The sequence below is a fragment of the Niastella caeni genome (assembly GCF_004834005.1).
Taxonomy (GTDB): domain Bacteria; phylum Bacteroidota; class Bacteroidia; order Chitinophagales; family Chitinophagaceae; genus Niastella; species Niastella caeni.
The window spans coordinates 56,435-79,283 of the sequence record NZ_STFF01000016.1 but is presented as its reverse complement, the minus strand read 5'-3'; the positions used below and the strand labels follow the sequence as shown (position 1 = coordinate 79,283).

16 protein-coding genes are annotated in these 22,849 nt (G+C 44.9%); 6 read left to right on the top strand and 10 right to left on the bottom strand.

Annotated features, from left to right (window positions below):
- Nucleotides 1–37: 37 nt before the first annotated feature.
- A complete protein-coding gene (locus FAM09_RS30090; RefSeq protein ID WP_136580887.1) occupies nt 38–643 on the bottom strand; it encodes a DUF3347 domain-containing protein in 606 nt (201 codons plus the stop codon).
- Between the two features lie 258 nt (nt 644–901).
- On the opposite strand from FAM09_RS30090, the gene FAM09_RS30085 reads away from it, so the two are divergent.
- From FAM09_RS30085 to FAM09_RS30075, 3 genes are all read left to right on the top strand, one after another.
- Entirely contained in the window at nt 902–2,908 is a 2,007-nt protein-coding gene (locus tag FAM09_RS30085; RefSeq protein WP_136580886.1) for an ABC transporter ATP-binding protein, read from the top strand.
- A gap of 104 nt (nt 2,909–3,012) precedes the next feature.
- Nucleotides 3,013–3,459: a GNAT family N-acetyltransferase gene (locus tag FAM09_RS30080; protein ID WP_136580885.1), complete on the top strand. Its 447-nt coding sequence runs from the start codon at nt 3,013–3,015 to the stop codon at nt 3,457–3,459.
- 236 nt (nt 3,460–3,695) lie between these two features.
- Nucleotides 3,696–5,906, top strand: a complete 2,211-nt coding sequence (locus FAM09_RS30075; RefSeq protein ID WP_166437318.1) for a patatin-like phospholipase family protein — start codon at nt 3,696–3,698, stop codon at nt 5,904–5,906.
- 124 nt (nt 5,907–6,030) lie between these two features.
- Here the strand turns inward: FAM09_RS30075 and FAM09_RS30070 are convergent, their stop codons facing one another.
- The 8 genes from FAM09_RS30070 to FAM09_RS30035 all read right to left on the bottom strand — a co-directional run bounded on the left by FAM09_RS30070 (nt 6,031) and on the right by FAM09_RS30035 (nt 17,562).
- Nucleotides 6,031–7,089: a formimidoylglutamase gene (locus FAM09_RS30070; protein WP_136580883.1), complete on the bottom strand. Its 1,059-nt coding sequence runs from the start codon at nt 7,087–7,089 to the stop codon at nt 6,031–6,033.
- Nucleotides 7,090–7,156: 67 nt separating this feature from the next.
- A complete protein-coding gene (locus tag FAM09_RS30065) occupies nt 7,157–9,226 on the bottom strand; it encodes a site-specific recombinase (protein ID WP_136580882.1) in 2,070 nt (689 codons plus the stop codon).
- Between the two features lie 8 nt (nt 9,227–9,234).
- Nucleotides 9,235–10,482 carry an imidazolonepropionase gene (gene hutI / locus FAM09_RS30060; protein WP_136580881.1) on the bottom strand — a complete coding sequence of 416 codons (1,248 nt, stop codon included), beginning with the start codon at nt 10,480–10,482 and terminating at the stop codon, nt 9,235–9,237.
- Between the two features lie 128 nt (nt 10,483–10,610).
- Entirely contained in the window at nt 10,611–12,836 is a 2,226-nt protein-coding gene (locus FAM09_RS30055; protein WP_136580880.1) for a bifunctional alpha,alpha-trehalose-phosphate synthase (UDP-forming)/trehalose-phosphatase, read from the bottom strand.
- A gap of 205 nt (nt 12,837–13,041) precedes the next feature.
- Entirely contained in the window at nt 13,042–13,620 is a 579-nt protein-coding gene (locus FAM09_RS30050; RefSeq protein WP_136580879.1) for a hypothetical protein, read from the bottom strand.
- Nucleotides 13,621–13,756: 136 nt separating this feature from the next.
- Complete coding sequence (gene hutU / locus FAM09_RS30045) at nt 13,757–15,439, bottom strand: urocanate hydratase (RefSeq protein ID WP_136580878.1); 1,683 nt, start codon at nt 15,437–15,439, stop codon at nt 13,757–13,759.
- A 60-nt stretch (nt 15,440–15,499) separates the two neighbouring features.
- Nucleotides 15,500–17,062, bottom strand: a complete 1,563-nt coding sequence (gene hutH / locus FAM09_RS30040) for a histidine ammonia-lyase (protein ID WP_136580877.1) — start codon at nt 17,060–17,062, stop codon at nt 15,500–15,502.
- A gap of 8 nt (nt 17,063–17,070) precedes the next feature.
- The gene (locus FAM09_RS30035; RefSeq protein ID WP_136580876.1) at nt 17,071–17,562 is read right to left on the bottom strand and encodes a MarR family winged helix-turn-helix transcriptional regulator; all 492 of its coding nucleotides are present in this window, start codon (nt 17,560–17,562) and stop codon (nt 17,071–17,073) included.
- A gap of 234 nt (nt 17,563–17,796) precedes the next feature.
- Here FAM09_RS30035 and FAM09_RS30030 point away from each other — a divergent pair, with 234 nt between their 5' ends.
- From FAM09_RS30030 to FAM09_RS30020, 3 genes are all read left to right on the top strand, one after another.
- Complete coding sequence (locus FAM09_RS30030; RefSeq protein WP_136580875.1) at nt 17,797–19,038, top strand: MFS transporter; 1,242 nt, start codon at nt 17,797–17,799, stop codon at nt 19,036–19,038.
- 98 nt (nt 19,039–19,136) lie between these two features.
- Entirely contained in the window at nt 19,137–20,330 is a 1,194-nt protein-coding gene (locus FAM09_RS30025; protein WP_136580874.1) for a Gfo/Idh/MocA family protein, read from the top strand.
- An 86-nt stretch (nt 20,331–20,416) separates the two neighbouring features.
- Nucleotides 20,417–20,980, top strand: coding sequence for an OmpH family outer membrane protein (locus FAM09_RS30020; protein WP_136580873.1), 564 nt, complete (start codon nt 20,417–20,419; stop codon nt 20,978–20,980).
- Nucleotides 20,981–21,061: 81 nt separating this feature from the next.
- Here FAM09_RS30020 and FAM09_RS30015 read toward each other — a convergent pair whose 3' ends face one another.
- A complete protein-coding gene (locus FAM09_RS30015) occupies nt 21,062–22,795 on the bottom strand; it encodes a phospho-sugar mutase (RefSeq protein ID WP_136580872.1) in 1,734 nt (577 codons plus the stop codon).
- Between the last annotated feature and the right edge of the window lie 54 nt (nt 22,796–22,849).

Sequence of the window (22,849 nt, the reverse complement as noted above, 5' to 3'; positions counted from 1 at the left end):
TTGAGTTAACAAAACCGGCTATCGGCTTATTGGTTTATTACTTCGAGTAGTCAAGCGAATCCTCTACGCTGCCGCAAGTCAGCATTTCATTACCGAAGTAAGGATTTTTTATTTCCCGTTCGTAGCTCATCCAGTAAGCGCCTTTATTATCAAAAGCCATGGGGCAATGTTGCCAGTATACCTTTTGACTGGTGTATCGCACGGTACGGGTAAGGTTCCACAAGTTATCGGCTATCATTTCAAATTCTTTCCGTTTGCCTTTCAGATCTTTTTCAGCAGCCAGCGTCTGTGCCAGATCGGCAATGGTGCTGGTAAAACTTTGGGCTGTATTTTTTATATCGCCGGTACTGTCGCCCTTTATTTCATTTAGTTTCAGGCTATCGACAGCCACGCGCAAAGCCAAAGCGGCTGCAGTTGCTTTTGCGGTATCACTGGCTACCAGGGCATCCTTCAGCGTATTGTAAGCATTGAGTAATTGGGTGAACGATTGTTTGAATACATCGGTGTTCTCTGAGATCGATAGGGGCTGTTGTTTGGTATCAGCTCCTTTATCAGTCGGTTTGTCATCGCTATTGCAAAAAAAGGGCCGGGCAACCAACACAATAGCAGCAAGCACAATAACTACGATTAGCGTTTTTTTCATCCTATTAAGTTTAAATACGTTCCTGGGCGCCGAGGCAAGCTTCTACACTGAAATAATCTTGCCGGTTTTCCAGAAACCAGGTCTTTAGGGTGGTTTTTTCGAGCCAAAGATAAACGAATAACCTTACATTACTAGTTCATAAACAAGCGATTTCGCATTCATTGACCCCCAATTATTTAATATCGGCCAACTTTTCCGGATAACTTCCAGAACGGCCCGATTTGTTATATTTTTGCATTCCATTTGATGTAAAATATTATGCTGGCAGGATTAACGAACGTAACTTTTGAATTTGGAGCCCGGGCAATTGTAGAGGATGCCACCTGGCATATTCAACCCAACGAACGTATAGGCTTAATTGGCTATAACGGCACCGGAAAATCTACTTTATTAAAATTGTTAGTGGGCCAATACCAGGCATCTGCAGGCACCGTAGAGCGTAGCCGCGGTACTTCTATTGGCTATTTGCACCAGGACCTGCTGAGTTTCGATACCAGCGATTCCATTTTACAGGTAGCCCTTGGTGCCTTTGAGCGGGTGCGGCAACTGGAAAAGGAAATTGAAGAACTGGGCAAACAACTGGAAAACTCCCCTACCAGCGGCATAAGCCCGGCTGAGACGGATGCGTTGTTGCACAAATATTCCGACAAATTACACGAAATGGATACCCTCGACGGGTACAACATCCATCACAAGACGGAAGAAGTATTGCAGGGACTAGGCTTTTCCAATGCCGATCTGCAACGGCCTTATCGCGAATTCAGCGGGGGCTGGCGCATGCGGGTATTACTGGCAAAAATGATCCTGCAGCAACCCGACCTGTTGCTGCTCGATGAGCCTACCAACCACCTTGACCTGCCTTCCATTGAATGGCTGGAAAAATACCTGGTGCATTACCAGGGTTCTGTAGTGATCGTGAGCCACGATAAATATTTCCTCGACCGAATGGTGACCAAGATCGTGGAAGTATACCAGCGGCAACTGCATATTTACAATGGTAATTATTCTTATTACGAAGTGGAAAAGGTGCAGCGGGTAGAACTGCAGCAACGGGCGTTTGAGAACCAGCAGGATTACATTCGCCAGCAGGAGCGCTTTATTGAACGGTTCAAGGCCAAAGCCAGTAAAGCAGCGGCCGCCCAAAGCGCCATGAAGCGGCTGGAAAAGCTGGACCGGATTGAAGATGTAGCTATTGAAAGACCCAACATTCGCATCAACTTCCAGGTTGATAAAACACCTGGTAAAGTATTGTGCGAACTGAAACATATTACCAAGAAGTTTGGCGACATTGAAATTGTAAAAGACTCGCATGCCGAGATCAACCGGGGCGATAAGATCGCTTTGATCGGAGCCAACGGAAAAGGAAAGTCTACCCTGTTGCGCATCATTGCCGGTACAGAATCGTTCACTGGTGAACGCAAGTGGGGGCATAATGTAGAAGAAAGTTTTTATGCCCAGCACCAACTGGAAGCGCTGGATGTGAACAATACCCTCATCGATGAAATGAAAGCGGCGGGCAGCCAGAAAACCGAACAGGAACTGCGAACCCTGCTGGGTTGTTTCCTGTTCAGCGGCGATGACATCGATAAAAAGATCAAGGTATTGAGCGGGGGTGAAAAAGCCCGCGTGGCCCTGGCCAAGACCATCATCAGCAAAGCCAATTTCTTAATGTTGGATGAGCCTACCAACCACCTTGACATTCACTCCGTAGAATTATTGATTGAAGCATTGAATAAATACGAAGGCAGCCTTATATTGGTAAGCCACGACCGGTATTTTGTATCGAAGGTGGCCAATACCATCTGGGAGATCGATAACCACCAGATCAAAACATTTGCCGGCGGCTACGAAGAATGGGGCGAATGGAAAGAAAGGCAAAGGCAAAAGGAAGCCGCTGAACAGAAGCAGGAAGTGAAGGGCCAGAAGACAGAGACAAAAAATCAGAAGCCGGAAATAGTAGAGCAGAAACCGGTGGTGGTGGTAGAAAGCAAACCACCCGTGCAGGGTCCCATTAATAAAGAGCTGAAGAAAGAGTTGCAGAAACAACAAAAAACTTTTCAGCAGCTGGAGGAAAAGATAGCGCAGTTGAACAACCAAAAAGCAACGCTGGAAGTGCAGTTAACGGCGCCCGATACGTATGCAGACAGGAACAAGTTTGTACAAACAGAAACCGATTATAAAAAAGTGAGTGAGGAATTGCAGCGTTTGAACAAAGAATACGAGGAAGTATTTGAAAAAATTATGGAGCTGGAAGCTAAATCATGATGTCGGATGTCAGAAGTCGTGGGTCGGAAGATATTGTTTTATCAGACCTCTGACTTCAGATCTCAGACTTCAGACCTCCGTTCTCCCCCTTTAAAAACCATCCCATGAATAATATCACTATCCGTAAAGGAACTGAAGCCGATTACCCGGCTATCCTTAACCTGATCAATGAATTTGCTCTTTTTCAAAAAACACCAGAAAGGGTAACAAATACGGTGGAACAAATGAAATCAGACAACAATTTGTTCCAATGTTTTGTTGCTGTAGATGAAAATAACAAAATCGTTGGTTATGCAGCCTGGTTTTTTGCTTATTTCTCCTGGACAGGCAAAGCGCTTTATCTCGACGATCTGTATGTAGTAGAACGGGCCCGCGGGCGAGCCATCGGTACCCGGCTGTTACAAACTGTTATAGACCATGCCGGAGCTACGAATTGTATAAAAGTGCGCTGGCAGGTATCTAACTGGAATAAAGCGGCAATTGCATTTTACAGGAAAATGGGCGCCTTGATAGATGATGTGGAGATGAATTGTCATTTTGAATTGCACTAGGGTTTTTGATTGGGTGATGTTGAGATTTTGTGATTTTAAATCCCAAAATCCCGAGATCGCGAAATCTCTAAATCCATTTTTAGGGAGAATTTAAGATTTAACAATTTAGAATTCAGGAACTAACCAACTATTTTGAACAGGAAATATTCAGCGCTCATTAAATCGCTTATTCCCATAATCAATTCTGGGGGCAAAAGATGGTTACTTTCAATGGATACAAACCAGCCTTGGTTGGGTTGTTTTTACTGTTTCAAACAGCTACTGCGCAGCCACCGGCGCAACGTCCTAAAATTGGCGTAACACTGAGTGGCGGCGGTGCAAAAGGACTGGCGCATATCGGTATTTTAAAAGCTATTGATAGTGCCGGGCTGAATGTTGATTATATAACCGGTACCAGCATGGGCAGTATCATTGGCAGTTTATACGCCATTGGTTATTCTGCCGACAGTATTGAAAAAATTACCCGGGCCATCGATTGGGACCTGCTGTTAAGCAATCAATCTTCGCTGCGCAGCATTTTCATGGAAGAAAAAGATGAGTATTCAAAATATGTAATAGAGCTCCCCTGGCAAAATCACAACTTCCGCCTGCCCAGCGGATTGCTTCAGGGACAGGAACTGTGGCAGAAGTTTTCTGAATTGTATTTCCCGGTACACCAGCAAAAAGATTTTTCCAAATTCAGTATTCCCTTTCGTTGTATAGGCACCGATGTAGGAAATGGCGAAGCCATCGTAATGAAAGAAGGTGAAATTATTTCTGCTATTCGATCCAGCATGGCCATTCCATCGGTATTTACCGCGGTTGACTTTAATGGTAAGCGCATGGTAGATGGCGGTATCGTTCGCAATTTCCCGGTTCGTGATGTAAAAGAAATGGGCGCCGATATCGTCATTGGAAGCAATGTGGCCAGTGGTTTATTGCCCTCTGAAAAAGTGCGCAATGCGTTGCAGATCCTGTTACAGATCGCTTTTTTCAGAGAAGCCGAAGACGCCAAAACCGAAGTGCCGCAATGTGATATTTACATTCCCTTTAAAATGGAAAAATTTAACATGGGCAGCTTTGGTGAGGGTAAGGCCATATTGGATATGGGTATTGAAGAAGGACGCAAATTATATCCGCGGTTTAAGCAGTTAGCCGATTCATTGAATGCCATTTATGGCCAGGCTGAACTAAGAAAAAACCGGTTGCCGCATGTAAATTCAACCATTATCTCTTCCTTTGAAGTACATGGCATAGAAAGAACGTCTACCGATTTTTTTGTGCACACCATAGACCTGCAATTGAATAGGTCCTATACGGCGCATAAGCTGTCGAACATGGTGCGCCAGGCTTATGGTACGCGTTATTACAGTCGCATTATATATTCGCTGGTGCAACAACCCGATGGCACCTGTAAGATCGTATTCGATGTAACGGAGAACCCGTTTACGTTTGCCAAGCTGGGCATACATTATAACCGGTTTACCGGTGTTGGCATCATTGGTAATTTAACGGCCAGGAATTTCTTTATAACGAACTCCCGCAGCCTGGTAACCATCAATATCGGAGAAAGCTTCCGCATTCGAGGCGAGCACCTGCAATACATTGGGCGGTTGAAAAACTTTGCCCTGATCGCAGAGACGCAGTTCGACCGGTTTGAAGTTACTACCTATGATCAGTACAAGCAGGATGGCTTGTATAAACAAACCTTTTTTAAAATAGGTGAACGGTTTCAATATTCTCCTTCGCGAAGCTTTTCCATTGGCGCCGGCCACCGGTTCGAATGGGTGCATTATACGCCCAAAATTGCAAAAGGACTTGAATTCAAGGGTAGCAACAGTTATAACACCCTGCATAGTTATGTAGAATACAATTCCCTTGACCGGAGTATTTTTCCGAGGAAAGGCGTTAAAGTATACGGAGAAGCCGGCCGGGTATTTGAACAACATCCCCATATCAATTTTCTATCGAATGGAGAACCGCTGGAAGACCCTGATTCAATAAAGATCAGCACCTATCCCTATATGCGAACAACATTGGATGTGGAAAGTTATATTCCGTTTGGCCGGCGCGCTACGTTAATGTTAAACGGACAGGGTGGTATCAACTTTAATTACAGCCGTAATGTATTGAATGAATTTGCCATTGGCGGTTTAACAAAGGTTTTCCGTAACCAGATAACCTTTGCCGGTTTGCAGGAAGGCACATTATATACCCCTTCTGTAGCAATGTTGCAGGGCGGGCTTCGGGTACAACTATTTGCCAATAACTATCTCACTGGTAAGGCCAATGTGCTTTTCACCAATTTTATAAGCAGAAGCGACTTCTTCAATAACCCCGATTTCCTGTCGGGTTACTCTTTAACCTACTCGTATAACTTTGCATTAGGCCCGCTTGAAATAAGTACTATGTACTGCGATCAAACGAATAAGTTGCAATGGTATATTAATTTGGGAATTCCCTTTTGAGAAGCTCAAATTTGATGGTTTTATTGTTTGATTGCTTGATTGTTGAGTTGTTGAATTTCGTGAACGCTGATCAAAACGCATCAATCCCAACCATCAAGCCATATAGCCATCAAACAATCTATAATCATTCCCCATTTCCTTCATGCGCTTTAATAAAATCGCTGACGAGGTAACTGATCAGTTTACCGGTAGTGTCATTGGTGCGCCCATCAGTTAAGCGTGTGGCGCCTTCGCAAATATGTAAATAAGCAACCTGGCTTTCGCGGGCGGCCCATGTTACATACTGGCGGGCATGCACAGGAGAAATGCCTGAAGGCGTAATGGCGCTGGATAAAGTATTCTCTATGCAATCCATATCCAGTTCAATACCGGTAAAATTCTCTTCGGTAAAACTGGTGGCATGGGCTACCGACTGAATGAAATTCCTTTTCTCCAGAACAAAAATATCTTCATACGTTATGAAATCCAGGAAAGGATTGTTCACAATATCTAACCACACATTTTGCGGCAGGTAATTCTCATGCAATCCAACCACACAATATTTCTGTAAGTAGCCGTCTTCTTCTGCATACCGGAACCCGTTGCCGCTGTGCCGCCCTTCAGACGGACGAAAATCAGCATGTGCATCCAGATTAATACAATTTATTTGAGCCAATGGCAATACACCGGATTTGTGTAAACCTTTCGCCGAACCTTTTATCAGCGGATAGGCATTGTTGTGTCCGCCGCCGATGGCAATCGGAATCTTGTTATGCGATGTAATGATCTTTGTGAGCTCCTCTACTTCCTCATCAATTGTAATAACAGCATGCCGGTAGGCATCAATTTTTTCTTCATACCCATAAGCATTCTGCTCTATGAGCTCATTGGCATCGCTGAAATTAAACTGACCCAGCAGAATGATCTCTTCGCCATTCAGGAAGTCATTGCTTTGCAGGTTTAAAAAAGCCGATAAAAATGGTACCCAGGCAGAATCGGCGCCACCGGTACCATGATTGGCACGAATACCAATATCTTCAGGAATACCAAACACCACATACTTTGCCGGGGATTGTTGCAACCCGGTTTCCCAGGTGTTTTTATCAGGAAGCACGTGTACGCTTTCGCCCAATTTTGTTTCGAACCGGCGTATCCTTGTAAGATTTAATACATCGTGTTTATTGTAGAATTTGAAATGCTTCATACTATTGTATTAATGAGTAATTGGTATTAGTTCTTAATTCTGCACTTAATGCAACCTGGTCAACTTGTTAACCTGCTTCCTGCCTCCGTTTCCTCGGCCTGATGAAATCAAGCGGATGGCTGCGAAAATACTTCCAGAGAATTTTTAAAAAACCGGGATAATCCTTCAATTTAATTCCCCTGGAACGCACTGCTACTGTAAAGGCCAGGGAAAAGCTTACCAGGAAGTTCAGGAACCCGATACCCAATACGCCCGCAAAAGCATTTCCCAGGTACCGGTAATTAATATGCTCCCACCCTACTCCATACGCACCTAATGATGTATTGGCTGCTGAAATGGTAATGTGCCTGATATCGAAAGGTATACCAAATATCTTTCCCACGATGCCGGCCATGCCTAAAAAAAATCCCAATGCAATATTACCGGCCAGGCTACCGCCATTCCTGTTCAAATAGGCCGCTATTTTTTGTAACCGGTTTTGCGGAAGCGACAATCGTAAAACCGGATGTTCGGTAAGCCGTTTATCGATGCGCCCGTAATTTATTTTGTTTTGTACATACCCGGCAATAATGCCGCTGAGAAAAAGAAAGAAGCCGGTATTGCAGGCGTATAATAAAGACAGGCTTTGCCAGGGATGCTGGTCCTGCAATAAATGCGCGGCCTTTTCGCCCTGTACCAGGGGATGCCCAACGGCCCAATCGTATAACCAGGCCAACAGGTAGGTACCGGGAAATACCACGATCAGGTTGCCGATAAAGGAAGCGATCTGGCTGCGGCTTACTTTGGATACCGTTACTGCCAGGTTGTATAAATTGGGTGGTTCATCTGTTTTACTCGTATCTAACGAACTGGCAACAGCGCTTGCGGTAAATGCGGGTTGTTTGGTAGCCAGCGTTGCTTTGGTTTCTTCAATGGCTACAAAACCAAGGCTGTAATTGATACTATAAACAAAGCCACTCCAGAAAGGCGCCAGGTGCAATAACCCAAGCAGGTTTTTAAAGATTGCAACAAAGCAGATGATCAAACCGCCCCACATGGCGCTCCCGATCATCTGAAAGTATTCCAGTGGCGAGGAGGTAATGTACTTATTCCCTTTCTTTCCTTTATGTTCTGCAATTTGATAGGCCAGGTAGCCGGTGGTTTGTGATAAGAATTCCCGGATACTGTTCTTCCTGTTTTCATTGCGTACAACCGTAATGAACAGGTTGGCAAAACGGGCGAGGTTGATCTTATCATCGGCATCGGTAATATCCAGCAACAAACTCATCCGGTTCAACTTCTGTTCTATCTGAAAAAGAATAAACGTCTGGGACAAACTGGTGCCTTTTTCAGCCGTTTCATTGCGAATTAGTTGAACCAGTTCAGCACATTCACCCAATACATCGCCTAATTGTTTTGCCAGTTCCTGCACCGCCTCCCGGCTTTGATTATGCCGCAACACCTGTTCCTTTATTTCATACACCAGATGTTGTTGTATGGAAAAGGGATTATTGGGCGGTTGCCATTGAGGCGGTGTATTATGGGTGATCTCGTTTTCCCAACCCAGTTGCGCCACCCGGGCGCTTAAAATTTGTAAGGAAAGAATGACCTGTTTAATAATAGCCGGCTCATTACCCGAAAAGGAAAGTCCGATCAGTTCGAATAGATGCATCCATTTATCGCGGCCGATCTTCTCTACCCACTCGTAATCATTATGCTTAAAAAAAATGCGGTTCAACAGGTATAAAAAATCGTTGGGGTCCTGGGCAGCAGGCAACAACTTATGTTTTAACCGGGCATACAACTCACGGCCGGCACCACGCGAAACGGTGATCCCGCTTTCTGTAAGCATAGGCACCAGGTTGCTGTTGATCAACTGCGCCATAATGGCAACGCGCAGGTTATTCAATACCGAGGGATGCTGGTGAACAAATTGTATCGTTTCTGCAAACTTCTTATTGGCGTTTTCAAACTCTGACAAGCGCGGACGGATCATAGCCACAAAAGCTACCAGGTAGTTCATTGCCTCTTCCCGGTCCTTGATAGAAACGGTACGCCCTTTTTCAAGGAAATCTTTTATCAGGTTTACTTTTTTCTTTATTCTGATCATCGTCAATGGTGAATGGTCGATGGTGAATTGGTGTTTTTCATTCTTCATTTCTAATTTCAAACAACCCGTTCTCCTTTTATTATCACCTGCTCTATTAAATTCGATCCAAATGAATAAGGTAGATATGCAAGGGAAGGTACTGGTTTTGTAATGATCAGGTTGGCTATTTTACCGGTTGAAATGCTACCGAGTTCCCGGGCACATTCCATAGCCCAGGCGCCATTGAGGGTTGCCGCATTGATCGCTTCTTCAGGCAGCATTTTCATTTGTATACAACTCATATTAACAACCATATTCATGTTACCGCTGGGCGATGAACCGGGATTAAAATCAGAAGCCAGTGCTATGGCGCATCCTGCATCAATCAGCGCGCGTGCCGGCTGAAACGGCATTCTTAAAAAGAAGGCTGCCGTAGGTAATAATGTTCCAATGGTTGATGAACCGGCCAGGGCCCTGATCGCCGCTTCATCCATTGTTTCCAGGTGATCGACACTTACAGCGCCCAATGCAACCCCGGTTTGCACACCCCCTGATAAATTCAATTGGTTGGCGTGAATTTTTGGCTTTAGTCCATATTGCATTCCCGCCCGGCAGATCATTTCTGTTTCAGCCGCCGAAAAGAAACCCGTTTCACAAAACACATCAATATAATCGGCCAGTTGTTCGCGGGCAATAACAGGCAGCATTTCCTGTATGATCAAATCAATATATCCCTGGTGATTCTCTTTATATTCCACCGGGTAGGTATGCGCGCCAAGGAAAGTAGCTTTGATAGTAACATTCGATCTTTCGCGCAACTTTTTTATTACCCGCAACATTTTAAGTTCACCCGGCACAGTTAGTCCGTACCCGCTTTTAATTTCAATAGCGCCGGTACCTAATGCGCTCAGCTCCTGCAGGCGTTTCCAGGCCAGGTTGAACAGTTCGTCTTCAGAGGCGTCATTTAATTTACGGGCTGAGTTTAGAATGCCGCCGCCCCGCGCTGCAATCTCTGCGTAACTAAGTCCTTTTAACTTATCGATAAATTCGTTTTCCCGGCTTGCAGCAAATACCAGGTGGGTATGGCTATCGCACCAGGCGGGCAGTACCAATTTTCCAGTGGCATCTATGCTGTCTGCGGGCAATGCAGAATGGTTGGAAGCCAGTTGCTCCATGGGCCCATAATCAACGATGGTATCATCTTCAATAAGTAAATATGCGTTATCTATACACGGAAGTTCGGCTAGTTCTTTTCCCCGCAATACGGGCCATTGCGCCCGCACATTAACGAGTTGTTTGATATTGGCGATCAGCATTCCTGGCATGGAGTGAAGATAGTGTAATTTGAAAATCTGTGAATGAATTATGATGGCTGACCTCCTTAATAGGCGTGGCACGGTTTGAAACCGTGCCACGCCTGATTGATACGTCGGACATTATCTGAAATTATTATTTATGTTCCCGCATATTGTTTGTTACCAATTGGTAACATGAGTTTTTTTAATAATTGCAACACCTTTTGTTGCGAGAAAACCGTGTATTGCGCCGCAGTTGGGCCATTGCTGACTTTAATGCTATAGGCCCGTTCACCCAGCGCTTTAAACATATCCTCATCGGTAGTATCATCACCCATACATAATACAAAATCCGGTTGCAGATCGTTCACTATTTTCAGGGCCATAATGCCTTTATCAAATCCCGACATACGAACTTCCACTACTTTGTTGCCATCCACTACCTGAAGCATGGTGTTCTGCAGGAGCTGTGTCAGGTTATTGATCAACTCCCTTGACCGCGTAAAACCCAGGTCGGGGTGCGTATTGCGGTAATGCCAGGCCAGTGTATTGGTTTTTTCTTCAATAAAAGAACCAACACAATGGGTCACGAACATTTGCATGATCGGGCGGATCTCGTTTTTCCATTGGTCGGGAATAGATACCGTCTGCTGCCATTGTTCGCCTTTGGGTTTGAAGCTGGCGCCATGCTCTGCCACGAGCATTAAAGACAGATCGCCCAGCCATCGCTCCAGGGTATCAGCTTCACGGCCGCTGATGATCACCACGTTATTTTTAGGATCAGCCGTTAAATTGGTCAATATATCTCTCAACTCTTCATTGGGCCTGGCCTCTACCGGTAGCCGCGCATAAGGTACCAGTGTACCATCGTAATCCAGTAACAGGCACCGGCTGCCTGCCATCTGGTAATGCAAATGTATTTGCGAACCTATGCGATCGTCGAGCAATTTTGATTGTTGTTTTTGTTGTTCCAGTTTAACATTCGACAATTGATCCAGGAAATCACTTACCCATTTTATAACATCATAATCCGACAGCCGCTGTTGCATCAATACCATGCGGTGTTGCTGCTCTTCCGGCGGCATGGTCAATGCCCGGTTGATGGCATTGGCTACTTCAATGGTATCGGTAGGGTTTACCAGCAGCGCTTCATTGAGTTCGTTGGCGGCGCCGGCCAGTTCACTTAAGATCAATACGCCTTTTCGGGCAGAACAACTGGCTACGTATTCTTTGGCAACCAGGTTCATGCCATCGCGTAATGGTGTTATCAACGCTACATCGGCCGATTTATACAATGCGGCCAGTTCACTGAATGGAAGATGGGTGTATCGATAGATGATGGGCTGCCAGGTGATGGTAGAAATTTTACCATTAATGGTGCCGATCTTTTGTTCTATTTGTTGTTTCCGCTCGGTATACGCCTGAATATCATCGCGGGAAGGCACGATATTCAAAATAAAGACTACATTTTCACGCCATTCAGGATATTGCTCCAGGAAATAATCATAAGCGTTCAGGCGGTCCATCAATCCTTTGGTATAATCCAGTCTGTCGACAGAAAAAATGATCTTCTTACCTTCAAAATTATTTCTGATCTCGTTATAATATTGTTTTGTTTCCGGATCGTTACAGGCCGTATTAAATTTTTTATAATCGATGCTGATCGGGAACAGATCGGCCTTTATTAAACGGTCCTGGTATTGTATGTTGTGAAAATTACTATCCACCCCAAGGATCATTTTTACCGATTGCAGGAAATGCTGCGCATAATCATGCGTGTGGAAGCCTATCAGGTCGCTGCCCAATACACCCCGCAATATAGAGGCCTTCCAATCTGTCGGCAGTGTTCTGAACAGCTCATACGATGGAAATGGAATATGCAAAAAGAAACCAACTGTAATATCCGGCCTTTCTGTACGCAACATGTCAGGCATCATCATCAATTGGTAATCGTGGATCCATATTGTATCGTCGGGTTGTAAAATAGGAATTAACTTATCGGCAAATAACTTATTGACCTTTACATACGCGTCATAATAATGCGCCTGGTTTTCAACCAGGCTGGGAAAATAATGGAATAACGGCCATAATACGGAGTTGGAGAACCCGTTGTAATAATCTTTGTATAAGATCTTATTGGGAAATAATGGAATAATTTGAAAATCACGACCCTCTAATTGTTCAGACACCATACTCCATTCATTTTGGGGAAAATCTGCTACACCTAACCACAGTTTTTCTGTAAATCGTTTAGAACTATCACTTTCGAAGTAACTTTTAATAGCAGATACCAGTCCTCCCGAGCTTTGCCGCAACGTAAGCTGATCGCCCTCGTGATCAATAGAAAATGGTAGCCGGTTAGATATAATAATCAATCGTCCCATAGAACAAACAGTTAACCAATGAATAATAAAAAGCCTTACCAGGTACGTATGCACCAGGCCTGTTTTATAGTAGTATTACTAAAGAAATTATAGTGCCAATGAGGGGGAAATGGCTGATTTGGAGATTTTTAGGGAGCAATAAAAAAAGAAAGGGAGATGAAGTGCAGCAACTTCATCTCCCTTTAATATTGTATGTTCCTTTGCTTTACTTAAAATTCAGTTTCATCCGCTGGCGGTACAATTCTCTTACTACACCTCTTTGGTTGTACGGATTGGTTACCAGGAAAAACAAGTATAGCGGTTCGGTGAACTCAGCTACTTTTACTGTTTTTTCCTTAACAGGAAAATAAACCTGCTCAACAGTTCTTGTGGCAACCATAGTATTGGCATCCACTGTTTTAATATCTCTGTCGAACCGGTATTCGTTTTTCTCCTTATTGTAATACCAGAATGCCCAGGTGTCTGAATTGATAGCAATTTGTTTGCTGGGGTTGAAATTATCTTCCTTAACAACTTTGTAGGGAATGTCTTGCAGGTCGGGTAAAGCGGCTTTGTCGCCGGTTTTATAAACAGCGTCGGTAAAGTCGGCGTAAACGAATACACCATCATAGTTATTAACGTCAAATGTGAATTCTACAGAGAAGGGGGCTTTCTTTAATTCATATTCTCCGTTAACAGGCGTAACAGGAGCGCCGTTTTGAATAATTTTGAGGCCTACTTTTGTTTGGGAAAAAGCGGTGCTAGCGACTAAAGCAAAAAAGAACAAGGAAAGGGTTGTTTTCATATTTCGGATTTTTCATACATGTTTATCTTCATATCTGCTACAACGCACAGAATAGGGAGATATTTTGTCCATCGTATAAATACCATTTTATCCGCGGTTGGGTCGGTGGTATCCGTAGCAAAATAGAAAAATTATTTTATCTATGAAACCGTTTTCTTAAATCCAGGTCAAATTTTATAGAAGTTTCTTTTGCTACGTCATATCCCGCGTCTGCATGTCGTATAACTCCCATCCCCGGATCATTTCTTAGAACCCGCCCTAATCGTAAAGCTGCTTCTTCTGTTCCATCGGCAACGATCACCATGCCTGCATGAATGCTATAACCCATTCCTACGCCACCCCCATGATGCAAACTCACCCAACTGGCGCCGCCTGCCGTATTTACCAATGCATTTAAGATGGGCCAGTCTGCCACGGCATCACTTCCATCGGGCATGGATTCTGTTTCCCGATTGGGTGAAGCCACTGAACCGGTATCCAGATGATCGCGCCCGATGACTATTGGTGCTTTTACTTTTCCAGATCGTACAAGTTCATTGAACGCCAGTCCGGCTTTTTCTCTTTCTCCCTGTCCCAGCCAGCAGATCCGTGCCGGTAATCCCTGAAAGGCTATTTTTTCTTTAGCCAGTTTTAACCAGCGTTGCAATGAGGTATTTTCCGGGAACATACTACCAATAACATCATCAGTTACTGCTATATCGTGCGGATCGCCGCTCAATGCCGCCCAGCGGAAAGGCCCTTTGCCCTCACAAAACAAGGGACGGATATAAGCCGGAACAAACCCCGGAAAATCGAATGCGTTTTTCAATCCTTTCTCCTGCGCCCGCGCCCGGATATTGTTGCCATAATCAAACGTGATAGCGCCTTTTTGTTGTAATTCCAGCATCAATTGCACATGGCGGTACATGCTGTTGTATGCATACTCAATATATTGATCGGCATTTTGCTCACGCAAAACCTTTGCCTGCTCATAGGAAATTTCATGCGGCCAGTAACCGATCAAAGGATCGTGTGCAGAGGTTTGATCGGTCAATGTATCGGGAACAATGTTTCTCTCAACCAATCGTTGTAGCAAATGAACCGCATTACATAGCACCCCGATTGACAATATTTCGCCTTTTTCTTTTGCCTTTAAAGCGCGATCGATAGCGGCATCAATACTTGTCATTTTTACATCGAGGTATTTTGTTTCGATGCGTTTGTCAATCCGCCACTCTTCTACTTCTGCGACCAATGCTACGCCTTCATTCATGGTAATGGCCAGGGGCTGCGCTCCGCCCATTCCGCCTAAACCGGCTGTTACATTCAGTGTGCCTTTGAGCGAACCGCCAAAATGCTTATTGGCAGCAGCGGCATAGGTTTCATACGTGCCCTGTACAATACCCTGGCTGCCTATGTAGATCCAGGAACCGGCAGTCATTTGCCCGTACATCATCAGGCCTTTTCTTTCCAGTTCATCGAAATGTTGCCAGGTAGCCCATTTGGGTACGAGTTGTGAATTGGAGATCAGTACGCGGGGTGCATTGGGATGTGTTTGTAAAATACCTACGGGTTTGCCGCTTTGTATCAGCAGGGTTTCGTTATCATTCAGGTCTTTTAACGATTGAATGATCATATCCAGCGCCTCAAAATTACGTGCTGCTTTTCCGCGCCCGCCATATACGATGAGGTCATCTGGCCGTTCTGCTACGGCAGGATCGAGGTTGTTCAATAACATCCGCAATGCCGCTTCCTGTACCCAGCCTTTGCAGGTAAGTTGTGAACCGGTGGGGGTTTTGTATTTTTTTATATCGTATTGTGAAGTGGTTGAATTACTCATATTGTTCTTTTTTATCTGAGACCCTTTTTGACATTCTTTAAAGTTACAAAACTTCACCCATCACACTTCAAACGTCTCGTACCCCTTATTTAAATTGATCTTTTTCAAGCTGGCCAGTTCATTACAATGCCCCACAAACGAAAAATCACTGATGATGCGCTTTATTTTGTCTATATCATCTGCAAAAATTCTATCCTCTTCGGCAAAACTTACAAACTGGCGCACATAATCATGTGCCGACTCCAGGATCTCACTGCTTTTTAATGGCCGCCTGAACTCAATGGCCTGGCAGGCACTCAACAATTCAATAGCTAAAATGTATTCCAGGTTATCCAGCACCTGGTTCAATTTTCGACCACTGATGCTGCCCATGCTTACATGATCTTCCTGCCCCAATGAAGTGGGAATACTATCTGCGCTTGCAGGAAAACACAAGGTCTTGTTTTCTGTGACCAATGCTGCAGTAGTATACTGCGGGATCATAAAGCCACTGTTCAACCCCACATTTCTCATTAGTAATACAGGCAATCCCCATTTTCCTTCCAACAACAAATACGTTCTGCGGTCAGAGATATTGCCCGCTTCCGCAGCCGCTATACAGGCATAGTCGAGCGGCAATGCCAACGGTTGTCCGTGAAAATTGCCGCCGCTGATGGTATCATCAGCGCTTAGGATAATAGGATTATCGGTTACTGAATTCAGTTCTGTTTCGGTAAGCTGCTTCAGGTGCAGCCAGGCATTGCGACTGGCGCCATGTACCTGCGGCATACAGCGCAAACTATAAGGGTCCTGCACCCGGCCGCAATCAACATGGCTTTGCATAATATCGCTCTGGTGCAATAATAAGCGTAGTCGTTGCGCCACCAGTTCATTGCCTGCGAATGGGCGTAACCGGTGTAATCGTTCATCAAAGGGCGCTTTGGTGCCGGTCAATGCTTCCAGGCTCATGGCGCCAATGATGTCTGCGGCTTCCAGGCAATAGTGCATGCGTTGCACCGCTTTTACTGCAAACGACAAGATGAATTGCGTACCGTTGATAAGCGCCAGGCCTTCTTTTGGTCCCAGTTGAATGGGTGGCAGTTCAAACTGCTGCAATACTTCCTGAGCCCTGTATCTTCTTCCTTTATAAAATACTTCACCCAAACCTATCAATGGCAAAAACAAATGCGCTAATGGAGCCAGGTCGCCCGAAGCGCCAACGCTACCCTTTTCGGGCACAACCGGAATTATATCCTGTTCAATATGCCACATGATCCGTTGCAGGGTGGTCAATTGCGCGCCTGAATAGCCCCGGGCCAATGCATGCACTTTAGTGATGAGCATGAGTTTGGCAATTTCAACCGGAATGGGTTCACCTACACCTACACTATGGCTTTGCAGGATCTTATGTTGCAAAATGCGGGTATCCGATTCCGATACCGGCGTGGTGGCCAGTACGCCAAAACCGGTATTCACGCCATACACGGTTATATTGTTCTCCACAATTTGCTGCACATGCTGCTGGCTTTTTTGAATGTTGGCAATAGCCGCATCATTCAACACGCCTTTTTGCCGGCCCTTCGCTATGGCCAGGGCATTGCCAATCGTTAATTGATCGATACCGTAAAAAAAATCCTGTTGCATATAATTTCTTATTGTACCTGGTGTAAAATGGCTTGCACCCGGTTATAAACAGATTCGTTTTGCAAGCCCTGCTCTATTTCGCCAATGGCCGTTAAAATGGTTTTACTGTGCTTTCCTTCCTGCGTAAGGGCTTCCATAGCCTGTTGCAATGCATCCCATACCGGTTGCACCTGTTGTTGCAATTTTTTTCCTTTGGTGGTGAAGGCCACCACTTTTTTGCGGGCATCATCATTGGCCGTTGTGGTTTTGATAAGCCCTTTTTGTTGCAGGCTGCTTACCAACTGGCTTACCGCCGAATGCGAAATACCCAGCTCTTCACTAATGTCTTTAATAGAAACCGTTTCCTGGCGGCTCAGAATATAAAAGACCGGGAACCAGGCTGCATCGAACGATAACTGGTGCGATGCATAGATCTTATTTACATCAGCCAGAAAAGCTTCGCTCAGCCGCCGCAACCGGCTTCCGAATACAAGAAATCCCAGTGATTGATAAAAGCTCATAAATTATATAAGTACTTATACAAATGTACAATAACTGGAAATAATTCAAAATTTATATTACAACAACGTTCACCTTGCCACTTATTCTTTTTAATAACCGATACATATGATTTTGTTGTAATTTTCAAATTGCATCATGCAATAGTTATTTAGCAATCTAAAATATGTTTTGAATAAGCAGAAACAATATCTTTAAACCGAAAACTAAACGGTGAAATAAATTAACCTGCAATTATGAAAGCTTCGTTGTATGTCCAATTTTCTATAATGATGTTCCTGGAGTTTTTTATCTGGGGTTCGTGGTATACTTCTATCGGTGTGTATATGAGTAATCACGATATGGCCAATTTAACCCACTGGCCGTATACAGTGAACCCGGTTGCGGCTATCATTGCTCCCTTCTTTGTTGGCTTAATTGCAGACCGTTTTTTTGCTACGCAAAAAGTACTGGGCACATTACATATTTTAGGCGCCATTTTTATGTTCCTCACACCTTCTGCAACTGGCAACCCCGTTGTATTTATATTGTTATTGCTGGCGTATAACCTGTGCTACATGCCAACCATGAGCCTGGCCAATACCATCTGCTTTCACAAAATGACCGACCAGGAAAAACAATTTCCGTTCATCCGGGTTTTTGGTACCATTGGCTGGATCGTAGCCGGCCTGATCATCAGTTTTGTTTTAAGCCGTTTTGTAACGGATACTATAAAACCGGAAGAAACTTCCATGCCATTGTATATGACAGCTACTGCCAGCCTGCTGCTAGGTATTTACAGTTTCTTTCTGCCCAATACACCGCCACCTGCTGCAGGCAGAAAAGTATCGGCCAGCAGTATAATCGGCATCGATGCTTTTAAACAACTGGCCAGTCCTTCGTTCTTTATTTTCCTGATCAGTTCTTTCCTGATCTGTATTCCGCTGGCTGCGTATTATAATTTTACCCAGATATTTTTAGAAGGCTTGCAATTTAAAAACATTGCGGCTACTCAAACCGTTGGACAGGTTTCTGAAACCCTGTTCATGGTGCTGATGCCCTTCTTCTTCTTACGGTTGGGCGTTAAATGGATGCTGGCGGCGGGTATGTTTGCCTGGGTACTCAGGTATGCGCTGTTTGCATTGGGCGCACCCGACCAGGTAAGCTGGATGGTTCTTACCGGTATTGCCCTGCATGGTATTTGCTATGACTTCTTCTTTGTAACCGGACAGATATACGTTGATAAAAAAGCAAACGCCCTCATCAGGGCACAGGCACAGGGCCTCATTGTATTTGTTACGTATGGCGTAGGTATGCTGGTAGGCGCGCAAACAGCCGGTGTGGTATACAATAAATTTTTGGGTTCAGACAAAGCACTGTCTTTGCAGCAATGGCAAAACTTCTGGTGGTTGCCCGCAGGGTTTGCCGCTGCCGTTTTACTGTTTTTCATTGTAACGTTTAAAGAGAAGATATCGAGGCAACAAGGCATAAAGTCTTGATGTAAAAGTGAATGTTGATTTTTGCGAGCCTGAAATATGCTCGTGAATTTCGAATAAAATAACCACAAACAATAAACAACAAACCATAAACTACAAATATGGCACGTATCGCAATGCTAGGCTCAGGCTTTATTGGCCGGTTTTATGCCGATTCGCTTCAGGGATATAGAAGTCGTGATAAAATTGTAAGTATCTATTCGCGCCGCGAAGAAAGCGCCCGCAAATTTGCACAGGACTACCAGGTGGCGCACTTCACAACCAATATGGAGGAAGCCATTGCGCATCCTGACGTAGATATTGTTTGTATTTCGCTGCCCAATAACCTGCACGAAGCGGCGGTGATGCTGTGCTGCCTGCATAAAAAAGCCGTAATGACCACCAAACCGCTTGGCCGCAACGGTGAGGAAGCAAAGCGTATGTTGCAGGCCGTTGAACAGGCTGGTATTTTTAATGGTTATCTCGAAGACCTCGTATATACGCCCAAATTCATTAAAGCATTGGAGAGCGTTAAAAACGGAGCGCTCGGCCGGATCTTATGGGCCAAGTCACGCGAAACCCATCCTGGCCCGCATAGCGACTGGTTCTGGGATATTGAGCAGGCCGGCGGTGGTTGTATCCTCGACCTGGGATGCCACTGTGTTGAAATAACCCGCAGCTATATTGGAAAAGATATAAAACCGGTAGAAGTGATGTGCTGGGCCGATACCCAGGTTAAACCAATCGATGCCGAAGATCATGCTATCGGTTTGGTGAAATACGAGAACGGCGCCATCGGGCAATTTGAAGTGAGCTGGACTTTCCGCGGCGGTCTCGACCTGCGCGATGAGGTGATGGGCTCTGAAGGCACCATCTGGATCAACAGCTTTTTGCGCACCGGTTTCGACATGTTCACCTCCGGCAAAGGGGCAGATTACGTGGCCGAAAAAGCCGAGAGCAATACCGGCTGGCTGTTCCCGGTAGGCGATGAACTGAATGAACTGGGCTATAATCATATGTTCATGGATATGTTCAACGCCCTGGAGGCAGACAAAGAGCCTAAAGAAACCTTTTACGACGGTTACGTGGTGAACTGTATCCTCGACGCGGCTTATCGCTCAGCTAAAAGCAAGCTGTGGGAACCGGTTCAGCTCGACATCTGGCGCGGCAGAACAGGGGTTACCAAAGACAGCCATCTTACCGAATACGATGCCGACCATTACCTGGTAAAGGAGGAAGTGACGCATTACGGCGCCAAAAAAGTGATCCTGAAGGACAAAAAGACAGGCAAAATCAGCGAAAAAGTACTGGGGTAAAAGTGACTAAATAAACCCCTGGGATTTTTCTCCGGAAGCAACGAATTCCGCTATTTTTGCGACTCTATAACTCTAAACCCACCATTATGAAAAGGTACTTTGTAGCAGCGATCACTCTTGGTCTACTGGTTATGGCCAGCAAAACAAACGCACAAAACGCACAAAACAAAATTGGATATATAAGCCTGCAGGAACTCATCAGCGCAATGCCGGAATACAAGAAAGCCGCCGCTGAAATGCAGGAATACCAAAAAGCCTTGATCCAGCAGGGAACCGACTATCAACTGGAATTTATCCGCAAGGATAGCATTGCCAGAAGTGCTGACACTTTAAAATGGACGCCAGCCCTGAAGGAGATCAAAAGGAAGGAATTGAATGAGCTGTATGTTAAATGGACCAACTTTGTTAACCAGGAAGCTCAGCAATTGATGAACAAACACGAACAGGACCTGCTGGCTCCTATTCAGCAAAAAGCGGTTCAAACATCACAGGCAGTAGCAAAAGAAAACGGGTATGCCTATATTCTGCCCAAAGAGCAATTGATCGCGTTTCCTAATGCCGACGATATTTTATTACTCGTGTTCAAGAAACTGAACATTGCACCTCCTGCGAAGGAAGCTGCAGCTACAGCGCCCAAAGCTGGTAATTAAGAAAACTACTATAGAAAGAAAAAGGAACAAAGCAGATATAAAATCAACTTTGTTCCTTTTTTTATTTGTATTTCTTACTTCCTACTTCAACCCCATATCACTAATAATCCCCTGGATCCGCTTATCCAGCTCCCCATGTACCTGAATTGAATCAAACTCTGCGGCGCTCTTTATGGTGGTATTTACACTGAAATAGAATTTGATCTTAGGCTCTGTACCACTGGGGCGGGCAGAGATCTTACTGCCATCGGCCAGTATAAATTGCAATACATTGGATATAGGCAACGTGATATCCCATTCTGAGCCGGTTTGCAGGTTCTTGCCTTTGCGCAATTCATAATCGAGCAGGTGCACTACCGGTGAACCGTTAATGGTTACAGGCGGATTGTTGCGATAGCCATCCATCATGTCGGCGATTTCCCGTTGTCCGTTCATGCCTTTTTTAGTGATGGAGATCAAATGCTCTTTATAATAACCGTATTGCACATACAGGTCGATCAGTTTTTCATACAGGCTTCTGCCTTTGTCTTTTTCATAGGCAGCCATTTCGCACAGCAGCGCCACCGCCGAAACGGCGTCTTTATCGCGCAGCTTGTTACCGATCATCAAACCATAGCTTTCTTCACCGCCTACGATGTAATTTTCGCTGGCTTCTTTTTCTTTGATCAGTTCAGCGATCCATTTAAAACCGGTCAATACATTATAACATTTTACATTGTTATCGGCTGCAATGCGGTCGATCATGTCCGTTGTAACAATGGTCTTTACCACAAAATCATTCTTTTGGGCAATGCCTTTGGCTTTACGCGCTTCAATGATATAATTGAATGCCAGAACGGCCGTTTGATTCCCATTCATCAACATCCAGTTGCCCTGTTTGTCTTTAATGGCAATACCCACGCGGTCGGCATCGGGATCGGTTCCCAATAAAATATCGGCATCCAGCTCTTTGGCTTTTTTCAAACCGATGCTCATAGCTTCGCTTTCTTCGGGGTTCGGGTATACAACGGTGGGGAAATTGCCATCGGGTTTCGACTGCTCCTCCACAACGTGCACATTGGCAAACCCAAATCGTTGCAATACCTCAGGCACCATCGTAATGCCGGTACCATGTATGGGTGTATATACAATTTTAAGATCGCGTTGGCGGGTGATCACTTCAGGATAAACGCTCAGGCTTTTAACCATGTCGATATACGCGGCATCTACTTCTTTCCCAACAATTGTAATATTGGCTTCACCTCCACTCCATTTCACTTCATCAACCGAATCAATTTTCTCTACTTCTTTTATTACGTTTTTGTCGTGCGGCGGTACCAATTGCCCGCCATCGTTCCAATAGGCTTTATAGCCGTTATATTCTTTAGGATTGTGCGAAGCGGTACATACCACCCCACCCTGGCAGCCCAGGTGCCTGATGGCAAAGCTCAACTCAGGGGTTGGACGTAAAGCTTCAAATAAAAATACTTTAATGCCGTTCGCTGCCATTACATTGGCGGTGATCTCGGCAAACTGGCGGCTGTTGTTGCGGCTATCGTGCGCAATGGCAACACGAATAATGCCGCCAGGATATGTTTGAATGAGGTAATTGGCGAAGCCCTGGGTGGCCATGCCCACCGTATACTTGTTAATGCGGTTGGTCCCTATGCCCATAATCCCGCGTAAACCACCTGTACCAAATTCCAGGTTGCGATAAAAAGCATCGGCCAGTTCCACCGGGTTTTCCCGTTCAAGCCTGGCAATTTCCTGTTTGGCGGCATCGTCGTATTTTCCGTCTTTCCAAACTTGTACGCGCTGCATAATTGCTCCATCCATAGTGCTCAATTTGATGTTTGTATTGAAGGTTTGAAGTTATATAATTTTATGATT

Bases quoted from the DNA above. Each gene is read 5' to 3' on its own strand.
- FAM09_RS30065 (WP_136580882.1), bottom strand. From the start codon at position 9,226: ATGAAGAATGAAAAACACCAATTCACCATCGACCATTCACCATTGACG.
- hutH (WP_136580877.1), bottom strand. From the start codon at position 17,062: ATGCAACAGGATTTTTTTTACGGTATCGATCAATTAACGATTGGCAAT.
- FAM09_RS30050 (WP_136580879.1), bottom strand. From the start codon at position 13,620: ATGAAAACAACCCTTTCCTTGTTCTTTTTTGCTTTAGTCGCTAGCACC.
- hutU (WP_136580878.1), bottom strand. From the start codon at position 15,439: ATGAGTAATTCAACCACTTCACAATACGATATAAAAAAATACAAAACC.
- FAM09_RS30090 (WP_136580887.1), bottom strand. From the start codon at position 643: ATGAAAAAAACGCTAATCGTAGTTATTGTGCTTGCTGCTATTGTGTTG.
- FAM09_RS30030 (WP_136580875.1), top strand. From the start codon at position 17,797: ATGAAAGCTTCGTTGTATGTCCAATTTTCTATAATGATGTTCCTGGAG.
- FAM09_RS30085 (WP_136580886.1), top strand. From the start codon at position 902: ATGCTGGCAGGATTAACGAACGTAACTTTTGAATTTGGAGCCCGGGCA.
- FAM09_RS30080 (WP_136580885.1), top strand. From the start codon at position 3,013: ATGAATAATATCACTATCCGTAAAGGAACTGAAGCCGATTACCCGGCT.
- hutI (WP_136580881.1), bottom strand. From the start codon at position 10,482: ATGCCAGGAATGCTGATCGCCAATATCAAACAACTCGTTAATGTGCGG.
- FAM09_RS30055 (WP_136580880.1), bottom strand. From the start codon at position 12,836: ATGGGACGATTGATTATTATATCTAACCGGCTACCATTTTCTATTGAT.
- FAM09_RS30035 (WP_136580876.1), bottom strand. From the start codon at position 17,562: ATGAGCTTTTATCAATCACTGGGATTTCTTGTATTCGGAAGCCGGTTG.
- FAM09_RS30070 (WP_136580883.1), bottom strand. From the start codon at position 7,089: ATGAAGCATTTCAAATTCTACAATAAACACGATGTATTAAATCTTACA.
- FAM09_RS30025 (WP_136580874.1), top strand. From the start codon at position 19,137: ATGGCACGTATCGCAATGCTAGGCTCAGGCTTTATTGGCCGGTTTTAT.
- FAM09_RS30015 (WP_136580872.1), bottom strand. From the start codon at position 22,795: ATGGATGGAGCAATTATGCAGCGCGTACAAGTTTGGAAAGACGGAAAA.
- FAM09_RS30020 (WP_136580873.1), top strand. From the start codon at position 20,417: ATGAAAAGGTACTTTGTAGCAGCGATCACTCTTGGTCTACTGGTTATG.